The sequence below is a fragment of the Nonomuraea sp. LPB2021202275-12-8 genome (assembly GCF_037044575.1).
In the GTDB taxonomy this organism is placed as follows: Bacteria; Actinomycetota; Actinomycetes; order Streptosporangiales; family Streptosporangiaceae; genus Nonomuraea.
The window spans coordinates 74,617-90,490 of record NZ_JBAHWD010000032.1; the positions used below are offsets into that span (position 1 = coordinate 74,617).

The following is a 15,874-nucleotide window of genomic DNA, read 5'->3' on the forward strand; positions in this document are numbered from 1 at the left end:
GCACGCATGACGCCACCTGGTCCCTTGCCGAGTCCGACCTAGCCTGCATGCCGATCGGGGGGACGCGCCATCCGCTCCCTCCGATCGCACCACCGCTTGAAAGCCCCTCTCAGCGCGGAGCGCGGTGAAACAATCGCCGCATGACTGACCAGAGCTGGTGGGCCGACGTCAAGGGCGCAGCCGCCCACTGGCACGAGCTGTGCGACCACGCCGCCCACGTCGCCGCGCTCGCCCGCCACGCCAACCCCGACAAGATGCCCGTCACCGACGACTACGCCAGCGCGCTCGCGGAACTCCACCAGTCCGTCGAAGGCCGCGCCCTCCACCAGATCCACGACGCCACCATCCGCTTCTCCAACACCTTCGACCTCAGCGGAGACCCGGCGGACACCATCAAGAGCCGCGAGGCCGGAGGGAACGAAATCGCACTCATGGGCGCCGTAAGCCTGCTCGACGGCGCGAGACACGACCTGGACAACGCCCTCACCCGGCTCCCCACCTTCGACGACTAAGCCGCCGCGCGACCCCCACGATTACACCGGCGAGAGCGCATCCGCCTCTCCACCTGGAGCAGCTCCGCCACCGTCACAAACCGGCGGCCATGCACCGGCTCCAACACCCTCTCGAACTCCCCCGCGCGCAGCCACCGCCGCACCGCATCCTCCGACACCCTCGCGCGCTCCGCCGCGCCTGCCACGTCAACCCACCCATTGACCCGCATGCCCACCAGCATGCCCTGCCCAGCCATACGAAAGAGCAAGATCATTTAGGTTGAGTGAGGTAGCGACGGCGACTCCGTATCAGGGTGTAGGGGGTGAGGGGGGTACCCCCTCATGCCGGTGCGCTAGCGCCGGCCGAGTGAGAGCGCGTGAACATAGTGAACTCCTTATCTCCGATTTTGGAATGAACTGTTCCGTTCCAATAGAGGCCGGCTCGCTTCGACAACGACAACCATTTTCACATCGCGGGCATAAAAGAGCGCCCGTCCCCATCGGGAACGGGCGCTCGCGTCGGCGGCTAGTTGCGTGCGTGATCTTTGAGGGCGGCGTCCCTCGCCTGCTCGGCGGCGGCCAACACACGGTCCCGGTGCACGGCCAATTCTTGGATCATGCGGGCTTCCTCCTCATCCCCTCCGGCGGCAAGCCAACTGGTGACGCTCGCGGCCATGTGCATGTCGGCGTGCGCGCTCTGGTAGACGGCTGACAGATTGGGAGTCTCCACGTTCCTGCCGATCGACTCGCACTCTCGCGTGTTGATCACTAACACGGTGCTGCCGTTCACGTTCTCCACCTGCACGGGCGAGCGCTCGCCCAGCCATGACAGCAACATCTCGTACGTGTCGGCAAGATCCTGAATGATCCGCCTCGCCTTCGCCTGCGCTTCGGTGGTCATCCGATTTCCTCCGCCTTCCCCATGAGTTCCTCGTCGGTCATGTCGCTCAGGTCGGCCCAGAACTCCGGGTCGATGGCCTGGAGGCGGTCGCGCGCCTCTTGGGGCGTGATGCGCTGCTTCTGCATGTCGAGCAGGACAAACAGCTCGTCAAACGAGATGGGCGGCATACTGTCGGGCATCGTGCGATCCTTCCGGGGGATGAGGCTAGGTAAGTGGTTGCACTTACCTAGCCCCGGTGGGTGGGTGGCTTACTTCTCCTCGGCGGGCGGTGCCTGCTCGGCGGGCTCCTCGGCCTTCGCCTCCTCGGGCTTCTCGTCGGGGCGGCGGAGAACTGCCCCGAACGCGGCAACCCACTTCCCGCTGTCGGCCCTGCCCTTGGTGATGCGGGCCACGCTCGCGAGGATCGCGGCGGGGGCGTTGTCGCCGTACTCCTCGGCGGCGGCGGCCAACAGGGCGTGCCACGTAGTTCCGGCGTCGCCTGCCTTCTCGGCCTTCTTGAGCACGGCACGCATAAGCGTGTCCAACTCGCTCCGCTGCTTGTTGGTCAACCCGTCTTGGCTGGTCACGGTCTTGACCATGGTCTTGGTGGCGAGTCGGCGCGCGGTGGCCAAAGGTGCCTCTGACACGCTGATCTCGTACAGCTCTTCACGGGTGGGCTGCCACGTCATGACGGCCGACTCGGACGGCTCGCCCATCGCGGCGCATCCCTGGTTGTGCCGGATCATCGCGTGCAGCCTGGGAAGGGTGGCGTACCAGGCCCGAACGTCCGGCGCGGGCGTGCCCTTGCCCACGTTGGTCGGGTCCCACTCGCCGGGCTCGGTCATCTCCCGGACGGGTCCCGTGTAGAGCCCCTTCTCTCGGCCTTCGAGCTGGGCACCGATGTACTCGCCCCACGTGGGAGCCCACTCGCGGACGTTCTTCGTAGCGAGGTGGTACGGGTTGTTGTCGGTGTGCCCGACCAGGAACGCGCATGCCGTGGCGGCGGCGGCCGTGGCAAGCTCTGCGCGCTCCGACTCGGTCAACTCGGCGGGGACGGCGGGCACGTCAGTCGTTGGCGCGTCGGCGGTCGGCTCGGTCGGCGCGGGCGTGGCCTTCTTCGGGGCGCGGGTGCTGGTCATCGGTGGTGTTCTCCTTCGGGATCACGACGGTTTCGGCGTCGGGTCGGGTGGTGCTGGGCTGGGTGGTGGTGGGCTTGTCCGGGGTGGCGAGCCTGCGGGCTGCCCACCGGATCAGGCGGCGGGTTCTCGGGATGGCTACCAGGATGAGCAGGAGGATTACGACTCCGAGGAGCGGCCAGATGATCGGGTCACGCTCGCTTGTGGCGGCTGCCTGCGGGGTCGGGCTGGGGCTGTCCACCGCTACCCGTGGGGTCTCGATCGGGGCCGCCCCCTGGGGCGGCGTCCATGTCGGGAAGGCCATGGGGTTCGTGGTGCTCTGCGCCTGCGGAATGGGCATCAATGGCTGTACCGCCTGCGGCTGCACCTGCGGTTGCGGCGGGGTCGCCGTGACCGTGCTGGTTACCGTCCGGGTCGTGGTCGGCCCTGGTGTCGTGGCGGTGACGGTGGGGCCGGGGCTCACGGTGACGGACGGTGCCGGGGTCAGGGTGACCGGTGGCGGCGTGGCCGTGACGGTGACCGGCGCCGGGGTGGCGGTGACGGTCTGGGTTGCGGTGGTGGTGACCTCTACCGTCTGGGTAATGGTGACCTCCGGCAACGGCGTGGGGTCGTCCGCGTGTGCGGCGGCGGCCACGGTGCCCGCGACCATGAGCAACGCGCCCACAAGGGCGGCTATGGCGGGGGCTCTCTGTCTCGTTCTCATGGGAATATCTTCCCATGACCATGGGAATACTTTCCTATGAACTGGTCACGGTGCCATAACAAGATCAGAGTCGGGAAAGTTACCCATCCGTCCCTGAACCATCACGGTCCGTGGACTGCCCTATCGCTGATGGGCTCGGTTTTCCCGCACGCCGACCTTGTGGGGAAGCCCCGAGGCGCATCTCCCTCATCCCGTATGACTGTTTTCCTATCGCTGTGGGAGTGTCTTCCCATAGGGTTTGGGGATGGCTGAGCAGGAGCGTGCGCGGTGGGCGGTGGCGGTGGAGCGGTCGGTGTCGGCCGGCACGGCTGAGGATCTGGCGCGGTTCGAGGAGCTGGTGGACCGGCTGGGGCGGATCCGCGATGAGGAGCGGGAGGCCTTGGCGGAGTTGGAGCCGCTTGTGGTTCGGCTGCGTGAGAGGTCTGCGGGGGCGCCGCGCGGCTTGGTGGAGCGGGAGGCTCTGGCGGAGCGTGCTGCGGGTCCGTGGCGCGTAACGGTGGATAACGTGCGGAAGTGGTTGCGGCGTATCGAGGCGCAGGGGGCGTCTGGCGCTTCGTCTCACCCCGCTAGTTGATCTTCATTTAGTCAGACGGCCCCCAAAGGCCCCTCTGGCCGCTTTACCCCCCGCCCCGGGCCCGCCTATCCGGCCGCCCGGAGTTTGTGCGCGAGAGGCGGCCCTGGGGCCCGTCTGGGCGGCTTTCCGGCCCGCCGGGTGCGTGGGACCACTTACTGGCCTGCAGGCGGGGCGGCGACGAGAGGCGGGCGCGGCTCCCGTGCGTGGCTTCACTTACCCGACTCCTTACGGGCGGCGAGATTGGGCCACTGCTCTCGGATCAGCTCGGCGTGGCGGTGGGCGCGCTCGGGGTCGACGTCCCGGGTGGTGTTGGTGGCGCGGCGAACGGCGAGCGGGGACAGGTCCTTGGGCCGGGCCTTGGGATCGTTCATGAGGACCTGCATGGCGGCGAGGACGTAGCTCCAGCTGCGTCCGATCGCTTGGGCGCCGGCGATGGCGGCGCGGATGTCGTCTTCGTCCCAGCGGGGCCGTACGGCGTGGGCGAGCTGGATGAGCATCTCCGTCTGGGGGATGATCTCGGGCTTATCGGTCATGGGCGTCAGGGTAGATCAGCCGAGCGGAAGCGCTGTTCCGCGAGGAGTTCTCCGGTGTCCCTTCCGCAACCGCAGTTCACCCGCTTCGTCACCTGTGGGATCGACCTCAACACAGCGCGTCAGCTCGCGCAATTCCGAGCTGGAACATTGCATGGATGCCCCCCCGATTCCTCGCTCTTGCGGATTCAACCTTTACCCCGGTCGCAAACTGGGAATCGTACCGAGTTGGGTGCGCCAACCGCCAGATCCAAGGGCTAAGGGTCCATTGGGAAGGTGGGTGACCGGCATGGAGCCGGTGGCGCGGCGTGCGGGTGCTGCTTTACGGGCGCTGGGGGCTGGGGCGGTAGGCCTGGGCGGCCCGGCGTTGACGTGGTCGACGGTCCCCGAGTTAGGGGTGGCGCTGATCGCCTTGGAGGCACTCATCGTCCTGGTGGTGATGGGGGCCGCGCTGTTCGGCTCAGGTGAGATCAGCGAGCGGGCGTTCCGGCTGCTGCGGTGGGTGGCGAACCGTCCAGAGCCGAAGGCTCCGCCAGGCCGTCGCAGGGCCGCGGAGTGAGCCCGGCTTTCCACATCCCCGGCGGGCGCTCGATCGCGCCTTCCACCTGTAGGTGGTCGGTGGGTGACCCCCATGGATGTTTTTAAAGGGAAAGACCGTAAGGGAGTGGGGGTACGGTCCTGACCGTACCCATTCGGGCGTTTGGCTACGGTCTGGGGCGTACCCATTGTCCGTGGGGACCGTACCCATTATGGGCGGGCGACCATGATCAACTTGGGTTATCCACAGGCCCCACGACGAGCGAAAGGGTACGGCGGCGGCCGTACCCTTTCACCCTCGTTCCGGGAGCCTCACGGACGCCGGCAGGGGCGGCAGCCAGAAGTCCACCGAGCGACCTCGATGCGCGAATACCGGCCGCCCGATCGAGTCGCGGCCCACCTCGACCCGCACCTCCACTCCCCTGCCGGCGAGGCGCTGGCACACGTCCGTCAGGGTGCGGGCGCCCATCCCGGCGCGCAGGCAGATCGTGTCCGACAGAGTCATCGGGATGCCGTCCGGCCACTTATCGCCGCGGTGCCATAGCATCCGGCGTGTCTTGCGATGGCAGCGCTCCGCGATCACGAACAGCACCAACCGCTCCTTGTCGGTGAGGTCATGCGCGACCGGCGAGCCCAACCAGCCCGCCACCTCCCCCACCAAACTTTCCGCCACCCAGCCCCCTCTGCATGGGTCGATCCGTGCGAGGGGCGCCCCAGAAGCCTAGGACGCCCCCGCATGTGCCGCTACAGGCAGCTACGGGAGACGTGGACGTCACAGCCCATTTGCCTGCGCGCCGCCCCGAAGGGGCTGGCGTACATGGACAGGATGTTCACGAACTCCGGCAAGCCGATCGCCGTGGTCACCGCGGCGCTCGACGAGCGGCTCAACGAGAACGGCTACAATGCTCAATTGGTATGGGCAACGCCAGTGGTGTCGCGTATGCGACCTGCGCGAGCAGCGCCCCGTCCGGGACCTGACCCACCTCCAGCTCAACGGCCATCGCATCGTCGATCGCCTTCGCCAGCTCGTCACGTGCCTGGAATACGTGAGTGGGTGCACTTATCCGAAGCATCTGACCTTCGAGCCGGTCCGCGAGCCCCCGCAGCTGCGCCTCGTCCTCGTACGGCAAGGCCGCCTCGAGCGCGATCCGCACATAGGCGGCGAGCGGCCTGGCCGCACCCGACCGCGGCGCCCCCGCCCAGCGCGTTCTCGGCCGCCGTCAGCCCCTCTGGCGTCGGCCTCCCGGGCGTCATGCCGCCTTCGGCATCGTGTCGTTGGTCAGCGGGTTCGGAAGCTGCAGCTTCTTGCGCTTCTCCCCCGCCCTGAAGGCGTTCCACGCCGAGATGATGAGCGCGAGCGCCTCGGTCTCGCTGATGCGGTTCTCCTTGTCGAGCCGGATCCGCAGCCGCCTCACCGGGTGATCCTCCTCCAGCATCACGCCGTCGACCAGCCGCTCCATGAACCAGTCGGCCTGCTCTGCTTCCTTCTGATGCAGCAGCCAGTGGGCGAGCGACACGATCGACCCGGGCGCCGAGATGTGGCGGGCATTGCTGGCCGACCAGGCGGCACTTGCCACGATCCGCTCGTCGTCGTCGACCAGGTCGAGCAGCTCCGTCGTCGTCCACTTGGTGCTGCTCTTGAGGGCGTAGAAGCCGTTCTCCCACAGCATCACCTTGCGGGCGAGCGCGGCCACCTGGTTGCCGTTCGGCACCCCGTTGATCCGGAGATGGTCGGAGACCTGGCGCAGGATGTTGTTGTCCATCGTCTCCTGCGTGCTGACCTCCAGGCCGTACACGACCAGCATCCACATGCTGACGCCGCTCGCGATGATGGCGTTCAGGCGGTGCTGGCCGTCGAGGAGGATGGCATCCAGCACGTCACCGTCGCGGCCGAGGCAGAGGGTGTCGCCGTTGAACGGCCAGTTGTCGGCGTCCATGTCGCGGGAGTAGGCGTCACGGGTGCGCTCGCGCATGTTGCGGTTGTGGGTGTTCAGCTCGAGCAGCCGCTCGGCCACGTCGGGGGTGACGTAGAGGTAGTCGGTCCAGACGTCGGGCAGCGTCGGGTGCTGAAGCCGCCGGTCGGTGACGTGAACGACCTTGGTGGTGGTCATGGAGATCTCCATCGGGTTGTTGATACGGAGGTTGGTGCTGGTCTCGGGGTTCACCGCAGGTTGTTGAGCTGTGCGAACGCGGCGTCGACCTTGGTCTTGTAGGCGGCGAGCTCGTCGCGCTCGGCGACGATGCGGCTCAGATCGGCCTGCTTGTCGATCAGGAGCTGGCACGCGCTGTCGCGCTCGGCGAGCGCCTCGTCGCGTTCCTTCTCGGCCGTGGCCACGCGCTGCTCGGCCTTGCAGGCGCGCTCCAGCGCGTCGTCGCGCTCCTTTGTGAGCCGGGAGGCGCTCTCCGTCCACACCGTGAGCGCCTCCAGCGCGTTGCCCGGGGAGGCCTTCGGCACGTCCTGCGGCGCCGCCGCCTCGAGGGGCCGGTGCGCGGCCGCGGGCTTGGTGACGGTGAGGTCGCCGCTGCTCCACTCCGGGGCGACCCACCAGCGGGGGTGCGGCTTGGCGCGCTGGCTGTCGCACCGCATGTTCAGCGTCTGAGCGAGGTAGCGGGACACGTCTTCGCGCTGGTGGCGGGTCAGCTCGGCGCAGACCGACCGGAAGCTGCCCTCCCACAGCACGCCCTGGCGGCCGTCGCCGTGCCAGGTGAGCGGCCGGTTGCCCTGCTCTTTGGCCTCGTCTCGGGCGAACTCCCAGACGAGCCGGGCATGCTCGGCCACGTCCCACCGGGGAGCGGTCGGTGGCGTGGTGCTGCGCTGCTTTTCGCTGGCGCGGGTGATGGTGGCCGTTTCGCCGATCGTCGGCATAGTCGTGTTGTCCTCCTTGTGGGGCGTGGCCTGAGGCGCTGGGGGCAGGGCGGGGGTAAGCAGGGGGATGATCTCGTCGGCGCGGTCGCGCAAGCGCCGGACCAGGTAGTCGGCTTCTGGGCCCGCCGAGGTCTGAAGGACGCCGCCGCTGACCCAGACGACGACGCCGGCGCGGCGTGCTCGCATCAGCAGCTCGCGGGGCGGCCACCAGGCTTCGCGTGACATGTCGGGGGTTCCTTCGGTGGGGTGGGGTGGGGTGTCGCGGCCGAGTTGCCGCACGGTGGTCAGGGCCTTGTCCAGGGAACTGCCGGCCGTGCCGATCGACACCTTGTGCAACTTGCGGGTGCGAGGGTTCGTGATCTGGATCCGGGAGCCGCAGCGCAGAGTTTCGAGCTCGAGCTGCTGCGCGGCGGCGATGACCTTGTCGATGTCGCTGCGGCTGCTCATACGTCACGCACCCGGGTGTCGGGGGCGCGCTCATCGGCGGCCATGAGGTGTGTGAGTGTGAACAGCGCCGCGAGGCCGGTGAAGATGGCGGGCGCGGCCACGGCGCCGTCTCCCGTGACGGCGTGGTCGACGGTCGTGTACAGCAGGTAGAAGGCGGCGACGGTCCCGGTCATGGCGACCGGACCGAAGTCGCGGACGGCGGCCAGGGGTCCGGGGCGAGGCGTCACGACCGCTCCGCGATCTCGGCGAGTGCTTCGCGGGCGGAGACGCGCGGGCCGAGGCAGCCGCCGGCCACGTACTCGGCGGCCAGGACGAGCTTGTCGTACAGCGCGCGCGGCAGGGTGAGCTCGTCCTCCAGCTCTGCAGCCGGTTCCCCGTCGACCGCGATGACGTGCAGCGCCTCGTGGGTGGCGCAGGGCCAGTCGCCGCAGCCCGCCTTGCACACCTCGGTTGGCCGCTTGGCGCACATGGCGCAGCCGCTCGGCACGATCAGGTAGCTCTCGTGGACGGTGCAGGGCACGAGCCGTTCGGTGGTGATGGGCTGGTGGGCCTGGTCGACCAGCGCGAGCCGGGCCTCGGCACGCTCGGCGCGTACGGTCTCGGCGTACGAGCTGTCCAGGAGGGTGGCGCAGTTGTTGCAGGTGGTGTGCCAGGTGATGCCGTTCTCGTAGTTGGCGACGAGGGCCTTGGCCGTCTCCAGGTCGCGCAGGGCGGCGTCGCGCTGTGCGGCGGTTGTGGTGGCTTCGGCGACCGCCGCCGTGCGCTCTGCGCCGACGGCGAGGAGCTGAGCGCGGAGGGCAGTGTTCTCGAGAGTGATGTACTCGGTCATGGATTCGTGATCTCCTTGAGGTGTTCGTCGGCTCGAAGGCGTATGACCCGCTCGGCGACGCCTTGGCCGAGGTTGCGGACGTAGCCCTGCACGGTGCCCCAGCCGAGGCAGGAGCAGTGGCCCCAGACGTTGCCGCCCTGCACGGGGTGGCGGTCGTTCGTGATCGTGATCTCGTGCTTCTGGTCGCTGTGGTTCCTGCCGAGGGCCTGCATCGCTCGTACGGCGCTGGGTAGGTCGGCGCGGCCGAGGTAGCGCTGGGAGGTGCGCCACGAGCCGCACGAGCATGTCGCCACGATCGAGCCGCCCTGCCCCCCGGCCACAGGGAACGCTCTGACGCTGATCTGGTGAGCGGTCATGCCGTGGCCTCACGCACGAACTGCACGCCGTAGTTCTGGCCCATCTTGCGGATCGTCCAGACGGCGCGAGGGGTTCGGCCTTGGGCGAGGGTGATCGCCTTGACCAGCTCCTGGAAGTGGGTGTCGAACATCGGCCACTTGCGGCCGTCCTCGCCGGTCCAGTACCAGACGCTCCCGTACTTCCCGTCCAAGGTGAAGGTGTCGAGGAACTTCTCGATCAGTCGCGTCTCGGCCACGCCGGCGGGGTAGTGGCAGAGGTTGCCGTGCGAGTCGTACGGCGCTTGGGTGATGGCGGACTTGCCCATCGGTGTCCCTTTCAGGTGAGCGGGTTCGTGGTGGCGTACAGCAGGGCTTGGGCGGCGGCGCTGCACCAGGTGGTGTCGCGAAACGCCTTGCCGGGCTTCATGGCGGGGCTCTGGAGGATCACGGTGTGGTGGCCCCGGTAGCGGCTGAGCGCGACGACGAATCCGGCGTCGGCCAGCCAGCGGAGAATGTCGGGCAGGCGCGAGTCCTGGCAGATTTCGTGCAGTGCGTCGTTGTGCCAGGTCTGGTGCGCGATGCCGAAGAAGCGGATGCTCATCAGCCGCCGCTCGTCCCTCGGCCGCCGAAGCCGCCGCGCTGGATGACTTTCCCGGAGCGGGTGACGATCTGCGCGCTGGCCGGGCGGGTGGTGGTGCCGCCCCGTACGTAGCCGCTTCTCGACGTGGAGGAGCCGTACAGCCAGTAGTGGTAGGCGGCGTGGGAGCCGCCGTCGCAGAGTCGGTCGTCCATTACCTGGTACGAGCCGTCCTCTGCTGGGCTGGCGGCCACGCACACGGCGGAGACCTCCTGAACCGCTTCTTCGTCGTCGGCCGACGCGACGGCGACGGCGATGGCTGCGACCGTGACGAGCAGGGCGATGGGGCCGACGATGCCCAGGTCGATATCGCCGGATGATCGTCTGCGCATGGGTTGTCCTTCCGGGTATGGCTGCGGGAGCCGCACGGGCGTACGGCTCCCGCAGGTGAGGTGGGTTAGCCGTAGATCTCGTCACGCAGGGCACGGATCCGGTCCAGGTCGCCAGCGGGGACGTAGAAGGGGTGATGCTCTTGAGCTGGAGCAGGCGCGTCCGGCTGTGGGTGGACAGCCGACTAGATGAGTGACTGCACTTACCTCAGTTCTTGGGGGTGACGTTCACCTGGCCGCCGTCGCTGACGATGACCTGGATGCGGCCGTCCTTGATGGCCTGCCACATGACCGCGCCCTGCGGGCCGAGGACGTCGACCAGCGCCTTGATGGACTCCATCTCGGTGGCGGCCTTCGTGTTCTTGGCCTTCTGCGCGGTGTTCTCCTCCTGGGCCTGCTGGACCGCAGCCATGGCCTCGCGGACCTTCAGCGGGGGCTGCGGCTGCTGGAGGGTGACCTTGAATCCGCCGAAGAACCCTTCGCCGCCCTGCTCGCGCAGAAACTGGCCGGTGTATTCGGCGACCTTGGTCTCCCACTGCTGCTTGGCCTGCGGGTTGGCGTAGGTCAGGTCGCGCCAGGCGAACTCCTTGCTGGCGGCGTCCAGAGCACGGTCGAGGGGCTGGCCGATGTAGACGCTGAGCATCTTGGCCCAGCCCTCCTCGGTGTCGGCCTTGTACTTCAGCCCGACCTGCTCGTGGAAGCGCTGGAGCGTCTTGCAGTCGGTGGTGAGGCTGAAGGTGGCCACGCCGGAGACGAGCATCTCCAGCGGGTCCTTGGTCAGCATCTTCATGGGGCCGGTCTCGGCGCCGGGCTTGACCTTGACGCCCTCCGGGTCGTTGGGGTCGGCGGCGAACTCGAAGGTGCGCTGCCCGGCGGGGTAGGTGTAGCCCTGGTCGAAGGGGCCGCTGGTGTCCTTGCTGCCGGGCTTGATGCAGTTCTGGAACGTGGTGTCGCTGATGGGCCCGGCGTCGTAGACGATGCCGATCTGGTCGGGCTCGGGGGTGGTGACGGTGCAGCCGGTGGCGAGCGCGGCGGCGAGCAGGCCGGCGGGGACGAGCTTGCGGTTCACGAGATCTCCTTGGGAGGGGTGCTGTTGTCCAGGTAGGTGCGGTGGGCTTGGGCGATGAGGGCTGCGGTGGGGTCGCCGAGGCCCTCGCCCTCGAGGGCGCGGGCGTAGATGTCGGCGAGGTGGGCGTTCGCGATGGCCAGCTGATGCTTGGCGGCGGCCAGGTCGCGGCGGGCTCGGTGTAGCGCCCTGGTGGGCGCCTGCGCGAGCTTGACGATGAGGTAGGCCAGGGCGGACGCGAGCGGCACTGCGAGGATCGCGATCACCGCGATAACCAGCTTCACCGGTCGCCTCCGGTCGCGAGCATGACCAGGAGGGCGATGGCGCAGGGGAAGGCTGCGATGCCGCCGAGGAGGCACAGCAGGTTCCACAGCGGTTCCCAGGGGTTGGGGGTGTCCTGGCCCCGCCCGTGCGGGTGAGGCCAGGAGTGGGGGGCGTGCATTGCGGGGGGATCCTCTCGGGGTTATGCAGCGGTGGCGTCGCGGGCGGCGGCCAGGTCGGCGGCGGCTTGGCTGGCCTCCTGGTCCTGGAGAAGCCGGTTGGCATCGGCGCTGGAGAGCGTGATGCCCTTGTTGCGCAGCGCGGCCTGGAAGACGGGGAAGGTGGGGAAGTGGCGGTGGCCACCGATCTCCCAGTGGAGCTCGCCGCCTCGGGTCTGTCCGGAGGCGCGGAAGCTCTGCAGGCCCTGGTCCCACGCCATGGTGATCTCCATGAGGACCGAGGCGGCGGTGCGGTATTCCATCAGGCGGCCTCCTGCCGGCCGGAGTGGAGGCTGGCCTGGACGGCGGCGCGCAGGCCGGTCCCGGGCCTGAACTTGACGACCACGTGGGCAGGCACCTCGACCGGCGGGCCGCCGAAGGGGTGCGCGGTGGAGGCGGCGCGTTCGTAGGTGTGGAGGCTGAAGTGCCGTTTGAAGGTGATCCGCTCGCCGTCGACGAGGGACTGGGTGATCTGGTCGAGGAAGGCGGTGACGTCGCGGCGGGCGTCCTTGAGGTCGCGGCCACGCCGTGCGGCGTAGGCGGCGATGAACTCCTGCTTGTTCAACTAGCTGTCCTTTCGGTGTTTCGGCTGGTGCTGCCTGCGGGCGATGCCTTGCAGGCGGCGCTTGATGGAGGTGAGGGCGGCGCTCACGTACGTGTGCCAGCGGGCGCGGCGGGAGTCCAGACGGAGTCGCCGAGAGGGGTTGAGGGCTTCTGCTCGCGCCCGTTGATCCACGCCTCGCTGCCCTCGATAGGGGGGAGCTTGCCGCCGAGGGAGTGGGCCAGCTCGCCGAAGGCGTCGCCCACGCCGCGCTCGCGCTGGGCGTCGTCCTCCTCGCGGACGCGCAGGTCCTCCCACTTGCCGATCTCGGGCTGGAGGACCGTGAGCCGCTCCTGCCGTTCGGCGATCTCCTTCTGCAGCCGGGCGCGCTCGTCGAGCGCGGCGCGGCACCGTGCCGCGGCGTCCTGGGCGTTACGGAGGTGCTTGAGGGCGGCGGTGTGGTGCTGGACGTACTGCTGCTCGTTGTAGGCGATGACGGTCTGGCGGGCCTCGGGCGAGGTGAACTGGGGCTCGGGCGCGGAGGTGGTGATGGTCTTGGACATGGTGACTCCTGATAGGGGTCGGGCAGGGTGGAGCCGCCTGGTGCCCGCCGCCGCAGCGCGACGGACACCAGGCGGAGATCAGGGGTGGGTTAGTTGGCCTGGTGGGCTTGGGCGATGTCGGCCAGCAGCCGCTCGTACTTGCTCACGTCGCCGTCCGCTTCCTTGAGCACGTCGAGGATGGTGGAGGCGTCGCTGGCGTTGAGGGCGTTGCTCGTCGTGACGGTGCGGCCGAGGATGGTCGAGCAGTCGCGCAGCCGGTCGTCGCGGTCGGTGATGCCCAGGTCGCCGAAGGAGGCGAACAGCGCCCGCTGTGCTTCGCGGGAGAGCTGCCCGCCGCCATCGCCGCCGGCGTCGGCGGGCTCGTCGACCAGCTCGGCCTCGGCGACGTCGGGCAGGGTGTCGCGGAACAGGCCGAGCTGGTCGAGCGTCGCGGTCTCCAGGCTGGCCACCCCGGAGACGAACTCGGCAAAGCTGACGTGCAGGTCGGCTTCGGTGCCGGTCCAGCGGGTGTGGATCTCGCCGAGGATCTCGGCAGCCTGGCGCTGGTGCTCGAGGCGGGCCTTGGCCGCGCTGTCGAACTCGGCGGCTGTGATCCCCGGCGAGGGATCGGCGGCGACTTCCTTGCGGATGGCGAGGATCTCCTCGCGGGAGGCCGCTGCGGCGACCCGGTCGAGGTAGCCGGGCGCTGCGGCCGGGGCCGCCTCGAGGGCGGCCACCTGCCTGGTGGACATCAGAGCGCGGTGGCGTGCCCCGGCGGCGGCGAGGAACTGGCCGGTGGAGATGTTGCGCTGCTTGAGGTGGACGACGATGTAGTTCTTCTTCTTGCCGTCCTTCATCTTCTCGACCGGCTCGATGACGACGTAGATGGGGACCAGCACGTCGGGCCCGACGTGCTCCTTGATGAAGTCGACGTCGTGGCGGATGTACTCGCTGGCGTAGAAGCCCTTGGATTCCACCAGGAACTCGCCGACGTCGGGGGCGTCGGGCAGGATCACGCCGATGCGGGTGTATCGCTTGCACACGGGGCGCTGGCCTCTGGCGTCGACGGGCGCGGTCTCGTAGAACTTGGGTCCGTACTGGGCCTTGCACAGGCAGGGCTGTCCGCTCTTGTCCTCGAATCCGCCGTCGCAGCGGCGCTGAACACCGCCCTTGGACCAGATCTCGTAGGAGACCGAGAGGGGGTCGCCCTTGGGCAGGATCGCCTCGAGCTGGGACAGGCCGGTGTCGACCTTCCAGCCGGGCAGGCCGACGCCCTGTGGGATGTACCTCTCGACGGGGCGGCCGTACTGCTCGGCGACGGCCTCGATCAGGTTCTTGTCGGTGGAGGTGACGATCCACGTTTCGGAGCGGGCGGGGCGGCCTTTGGAGCCGCTGGTGTCGAAGTACCCGGCGCGGATCTTTCCCAGCGGCCGGGCCATGCGCTGTTCGTCGATCAGGCGGCGCCCCATCAGGCGGCCACCTCCTTCTGCTTCTTGTCCCAGTTGCGCGGCTTACGCCACTTGGGGTTGATCGGCTTGTGCGGCTTGAGGTCGAGCGCGTCCAGCCAGGCCACGGCGGGCAGGAGGCTGACGAAGGCTCTGTAGGCGTTGTGGTCGGCGGGCATGGGGATGAACCCGTATGACCAGGGCCGGAGGTTGAGGATTGCGGCACCCACGAACTCGGGCACCGGGAATTCCTTGTCGAACGGGTCGAGGGCCACCTCGGCGAACCTGTTGGCGGCGAGCTGCAGCGCCATCTGCGGGTAGACCTGGCTGGCCGGTTTGGTCAGCGACGTCTTGATGTCGATGATCCATCGCCCGGCTGGGTGCGGTTCCTCCGGCTGGAGGTGGGCCCACAGGTCGGTGGTGCAGCCGTAGCCGCGTCCCCGGTGGAGAGCGGTGCACTCGACCGCCTCCACGTCCTTGCGCAGGTCCACCTGGTATTCGTCCAGGAACCTGAGGTACTGGCCGAGGAACGGCTTCACCTCGGGGTCGGCCGCGTGGCGGTTCTCGCCGCCGAGGACGTGTGCTTCGGCTGCGGCGTGGACCTTGGAGCCGAGGTCCCTGCGCTTCTCCCAGACGTTCTCGTAGTGACGCTTGGCCTTGCCGATGAACGCCTCGCGGGCCTCGGGGTCGGCGGCGGCCTGGAGCGCCTCATCCAGGTGGTCCATTCCGTACCGGGCCGTGAGGTCCGCAGCGGACGGGGCCAGGGCGTGAATGGCCACCATCTTGTCGAGGACGTTGGTGGCCGACACGTAGAGCTTGCCGGGCTGCGCGGGGTCCTCGTAGAAGCGGCCGTTGGAGGTGGGGCGTGCCCACTTCGGGTCGGTCACAGGTACATCGCGTTTCTGGGGTCGCTGGCCTGGGCATCGATGCGGCGGTTTGCCTCGTCGCGAGCCCAGCGGGTCAGTACGGCCAGCGGCGTGGTGGGCTCGGCGATGCCGCGCGTGTGGCGCACGGTGTCGCTCAGGGCCGCCCTGAGGATGCCGCCAGCGTTGGTGCCGCGATAGATGGCGGCGTGCAGGGCGAATCGGTCGAGGACCACGTCGAGCAGCTCCTGTCCGGTGGCCGGTTCGGAAGCCGGTGCGGTCATGCCGCCTTCTCGGTGGCCGCGTCGGCGAGCGCGAGGTTGAGCAGCTCGATCATCGGAGGCCAGACCGGTTGGTAAGTGGCTGCACTTACTTCGTAGCTGGACTTCAGTACCGTCTTCGCGCCTCCCAGGTCCTGGATCGCGACGGTGCTGATCTGCAGCCAGCCGAAGAGGAGGCGATGGACGTGGACGGTGTACCGGGGGCTTCCGCCGTCCTCGGTGGAGTGCTGGAGGATCGCGCCCGTGTAGCCGTGTGGCGTGGTGTCCACGTGGACGAGTGTGGTGTGGTTCTTTGTCCGCTTGTGGACCGTGCTGATCGTTTTGGTTCTGTGGTCGACCACGGTGGTCATGGTGGTTCCTTCG

General features: G+C 68.6%; 28 protein-coding genes. 3 read left to right on the forward strand and 25 right to left on the reverse strand.

The genetic code is table 11. The features are described from left to right. The first annotated feature begins 140 nt into the window (after window positions 1–140). Window positions 141–512, forward strand: a complete 372-nt coding sequence (locus tag V5E28_RS38375) for a hypothetical protein (RefSeq protein ID WP_336214445.1) — start codon at window positions 141–143, stop codon at window positions 510–512. Window positions 513–1,017: 505 nt separating this feature from the next. Here the strand turns inward: V5E28_RS38375 and V5E28_RS38380 are convergent. The 4 genes from V5E28_RS38380 to V5E28_RS38395 all read right to left on the reverse strand — a co-directional run bounded on the left by V5E28_RS38380 (window position 1,018) and on the right by V5E28_RS38395 (window position 3,210). Then, window positions 1,018–1,392 (reverse strand): hypothetical protein, encoded by a 375-nt coding sequence (locus V5E28_RS38380; RefSeq protein WP_336214446.1) that lies wholly within the window; start codon window positions 1,390–1,392, stop codon window positions 1,018–1,020. Next, complete coding sequence (locus V5E28_RS38385; RefSeq protein WP_336214447.1) at window positions 1,389–1,571, reverse strand: hypothetical protein; 183 nt, start codon at window positions 1,569–1,571, stop codon at window positions 1,389–1,391. The genes V5E28_RS38380 and V5E28_RS38385 overlap by 4 nt, the downstream gene beginning before the upstream one ends. Window positions 1,572–1,640: 69 nt before the next feature. Then, window positions 1,641–2,510 carry a hypothetical protein gene (locus tag V5E28_RS38390; protein WP_336214449.1) on the reverse strand — a complete coding sequence of 290 codons (870 nt, stop codon included), beginning with the start codon at window positions 2,508–2,510 and terminating at the stop codon, window positions 1,641–1,643. Then, the gene (locus V5E28_RS38395) at window positions 2,437–3,210 is read right to left on the reverse strand and encodes a hypothetical protein (protein WP_336214450.1); all 774 of its coding nucleotides are present in this window, start codon (window positions 3,208–3,210) and stop codon (window positions 2,437–2,439) included. Before V5E28_RS38395 ends, V5E28_RS38390 begins: the two co-directional genes overlap by 74 nt. A gap of 244 nt (window positions 3,211–3,454) precedes the next feature. Between V5E28_RS38395 and V5E28_RS38400 the strand changes: the two genes are divergently transcribed. Continuing rightward, a complete protein-coding gene (locus V5E28_RS38400; protein ID WP_336214452.1) occupies window positions 3,455–3,784 on the forward strand; it encodes a hypothetical protein in 330 nt (109 codons plus the stop codon). Between the two features lie 209 nt (window positions 3,785–3,993). Here V5E28_RS38400 and V5E28_RS38405 read toward each other — a convergent pair whose 3' ends face one another. Next, window positions 3,994–4,317 carry a hypothetical protein gene (locus tag V5E28_RS38405; RefSeq protein WP_336214454.1) on the reverse strand — a complete coding sequence of 108 codons (324 nt, stop codon included), beginning with the start codon at window positions 4,315–4,317 and terminating at the stop codon, window positions 3,994–3,996. A gap of 277 nt (window positions 4,318–4,594) precedes the next feature. On the opposite strand from V5E28_RS38405, the gene V5E28_RS38410 reads away from it, so the two are divergent. Beyond that, window positions 4,595–4,873: a hypothetical protein gene (locus tag V5E28_RS38410; protein WP_336214456.1), complete on the forward strand. Its 279-nt coding sequence runs from the start codon at window positions 4,595–4,597 to the stop codon at window positions 4,871–4,873. A 270-nt stretch (window positions 4,874–5,143) separates the two neighbouring features. Here the strand turns inward: V5E28_RS38410 and V5E28_RS38415 are convergent, their stop codons facing one another. The 20 genes from V5E28_RS38415 to V5E28_RS38510 all read right to left on the reverse strand — a co-directional run bounded on the left by V5E28_RS38415 (window position 5,144) and on the right by V5E28_RS38510 (window position 15,861). Then, entirely contained in the window at window positions 5,144–5,524 is a 381-nt protein-coding gene (locus V5E28_RS38415; protein WP_336214458.1) for a hypothetical protein, read from the reverse strand. 211 nt (window positions 5,525–5,735) lie between these two features. Then, complete coding sequence (locus tag V5E28_RS38420; protein ID WP_336214459.1) at window positions 5,736–6,005, reverse strand: hypothetical protein; 270 nt, start codon at window positions 6,003–6,005, stop codon at window positions 5,736–5,738. A 96-nt stretch (window positions 6,006–6,101) separates the two neighbouring features. After that, entirely contained in the window at window positions 6,102–7,016 is a 915-nt protein-coding gene (locus tag V5E28_RS38425; protein ID WP_336214460.1) for a hypothetical protein, read from the reverse strand. Further along, complete coding sequence (locus tag V5E28_RS38430; protein WP_336214462.1) at window positions 7,013–8,164, reverse strand: hypothetical protein; 1,152 nt, start codon at window positions 8,162–8,164, stop codon at window positions 7,013–7,015. Before V5E28_RS38430 ends, V5E28_RS38425 begins: the two co-directional genes overlap by 4 nt. After that, a complete protein-coding gene (locus V5E28_RS38435) occupies window positions 8,161–8,391 on the reverse strand; it encodes a hypothetical protein (protein ID WP_336214464.1) in 231 nt (76 codons plus the stop codon). Before V5E28_RS38435 ends, V5E28_RS38430 begins: the two co-directional genes overlap by 4 nt. Then, on the reverse strand, window positions 8,388–8,993 hold the full coding sequence (locus V5E28_RS38440; RefSeq protein ID WP_336214466.1) for a hypothetical protein: 606 nt from the start codon (window positions 8,991–8,993) through the stop codon (window positions 8,388–8,390). The genes V5E28_RS38435 and V5E28_RS38440 overlap by 4 nt, the downstream gene beginning before the upstream one ends. Beyond that, window positions 8,990–9,349 carry a hypothetical protein gene (locus V5E28_RS38445; protein WP_336214467.1) on the reverse strand — a complete coding sequence of 120 codons (360 nt, stop codon included), beginning with the start codon at window positions 9,347–9,349 and terminating at the stop codon, window positions 8,990–8,992. Before V5E28_RS38445 ends, V5E28_RS38440 begins: the two co-directional genes overlap by 4 nt. Then, on the reverse strand, window positions 9,346–9,654 hold the full coding sequence (locus V5E28_RS38450; RefSeq protein WP_336214469.1) for a hypothetical protein: 309 nt from the start codon (window positions 9,652–9,654) through the stop codon (window positions 9,346–9,348). The genes V5E28_RS38445 and V5E28_RS38450 overlap by 4 nt, the downstream gene beginning before the upstream one ends. Window positions 9,655–9,665: 11 nt before the next feature. Further along, window positions 9,666–9,929 carry a hypothetical protein gene (locus V5E28_RS38455; protein WP_336214470.1) on the reverse strand — a complete coding sequence of 88 codons (264 nt, stop codon included), beginning with the start codon at window positions 9,927–9,929 and terminating at the stop codon, window positions 9,666–9,668. Then, window positions 9,929–10,297 carry a hypothetical protein gene (locus tag V5E28_RS38460; protein ID WP_336214471.1) on the reverse strand — a complete coding sequence of 123 codons (369 nt, stop codon included), beginning with the start codon at window positions 10,295–10,297 and terminating at the stop codon, window positions 9,929–9,931. The genes V5E28_RS38455 and V5E28_RS38460 overlap by 1 nt, the downstream gene beginning before the upstream one ends. A gap of 205 nt (window positions 10,298–10,502) precedes the next feature. Then, the gene (locus V5E28_RS38465) at window positions 10,503–11,363 is read right to left on the reverse strand and encodes an SPFH domain-containing protein (protein ID WP_336214473.1); all 861 of its coding nucleotides are present in this window, start codon (window positions 11,361–11,363) and stop codon (window positions 10,503–10,505) included. After that, on the reverse strand, window positions 11,360–11,644 hold the full coding sequence (locus tag V5E28_RS38470) for a hypothetical protein (RefSeq protein ID WP_336214474.1): 285 nt from the start codon (window positions 11,642–11,644) through the stop codon (window positions 11,360–11,362). The genes V5E28_RS38465 and V5E28_RS38470 overlap by 4 nt, the downstream gene beginning before the upstream one ends. Further along, window positions 11,641–11,802 carry a hypothetical protein gene (locus tag V5E28_RS38475; protein WP_336214475.1) on the reverse strand — a complete coding sequence of 54 codons (162 nt, stop codon included), beginning with the start codon at window positions 11,800–11,802 and terminating at the stop codon, window positions 11,641–11,643. Before V5E28_RS38475 ends, V5E28_RS38470 begins: the two co-directional genes overlap by 4 nt. A 21-nt stretch (window positions 11,803–11,823) precedes the next feature. Further along, a complete protein-coding gene (locus tag V5E28_RS38480; protein ID WP_336214477.1) occupies window positions 11,824–12,102 on the reverse strand; it encodes a hypothetical protein in 279 nt (92 codons plus the stop codon). Further along, window positions 12,102–12,404 (reverse strand): HU family DNA-binding protein, encoded by a 303-nt coding sequence (locus V5E28_RS38485; protein ID WP_336214479.1) that lies wholly within the window; start codon window positions 12,402–12,404, stop codon window positions 12,102–12,104. The genes V5E28_RS38480 and V5E28_RS38485 overlap by 1 nt, the downstream gene beginning before the upstream one ends. An 83-nt stretch (window positions 12,405–12,487) precedes the next feature. Beyond that, window positions 12,488–12,943, reverse strand: a complete 456-nt coding sequence (locus V5E28_RS38490) for a hypothetical protein (protein ID WP_336214481.1) — start codon at window positions 12,941–12,943, stop codon at window positions 12,488–12,490. Between the two features lie 89 nt (window positions 12,944–13,032). Beyond that, window positions 13,033–14,391 (reverse strand): recombination directionality factor, encoded by a 1,359-nt coding sequence (locus V5E28_RS38495; RefSeq protein WP_336214483.1) that lies wholly within the window; start codon window positions 14,389–14,391, stop codon window positions 13,033–13,035. Further along, window positions 14,391–15,254 (reverse strand): hypothetical protein, encoded by an 864-nt coding sequence (locus V5E28_RS38500; RefSeq protein WP_336214485.1) that lies wholly within the window; start codon window positions 15,252–15,254, stop codon window positions 14,391–14,393. The genes V5E28_RS38495 and V5E28_RS38500 overlap by 1 nt, the downstream gene beginning before the upstream one ends. After that, a complete protein-coding gene (locus V5E28_RS38505; RefSeq protein ID WP_336214486.1) occupies window positions 15,251–15,514 on the reverse strand; it encodes a hypothetical protein in 264 nt (87 codons plus the stop codon). The genes V5E28_RS38500 and V5E28_RS38505 overlap by 4 nt, the downstream gene beginning before the upstream one ends. Continuing rightward, window positions 15,511–15,861, reverse strand: coding sequence for a hypothetical protein (locus tag V5E28_RS38510; protein ID WP_336214488.1), 351 nt, complete (start codon window positions 15,859–15,861; stop codon window positions 15,511–15,513). The genes V5E28_RS38505 and V5E28_RS38510 overlap by 4 nt, the downstream gene beginning before the upstream one ends. Window positions 15,862–15,874 lie beyond the last annotated feature (13 nt).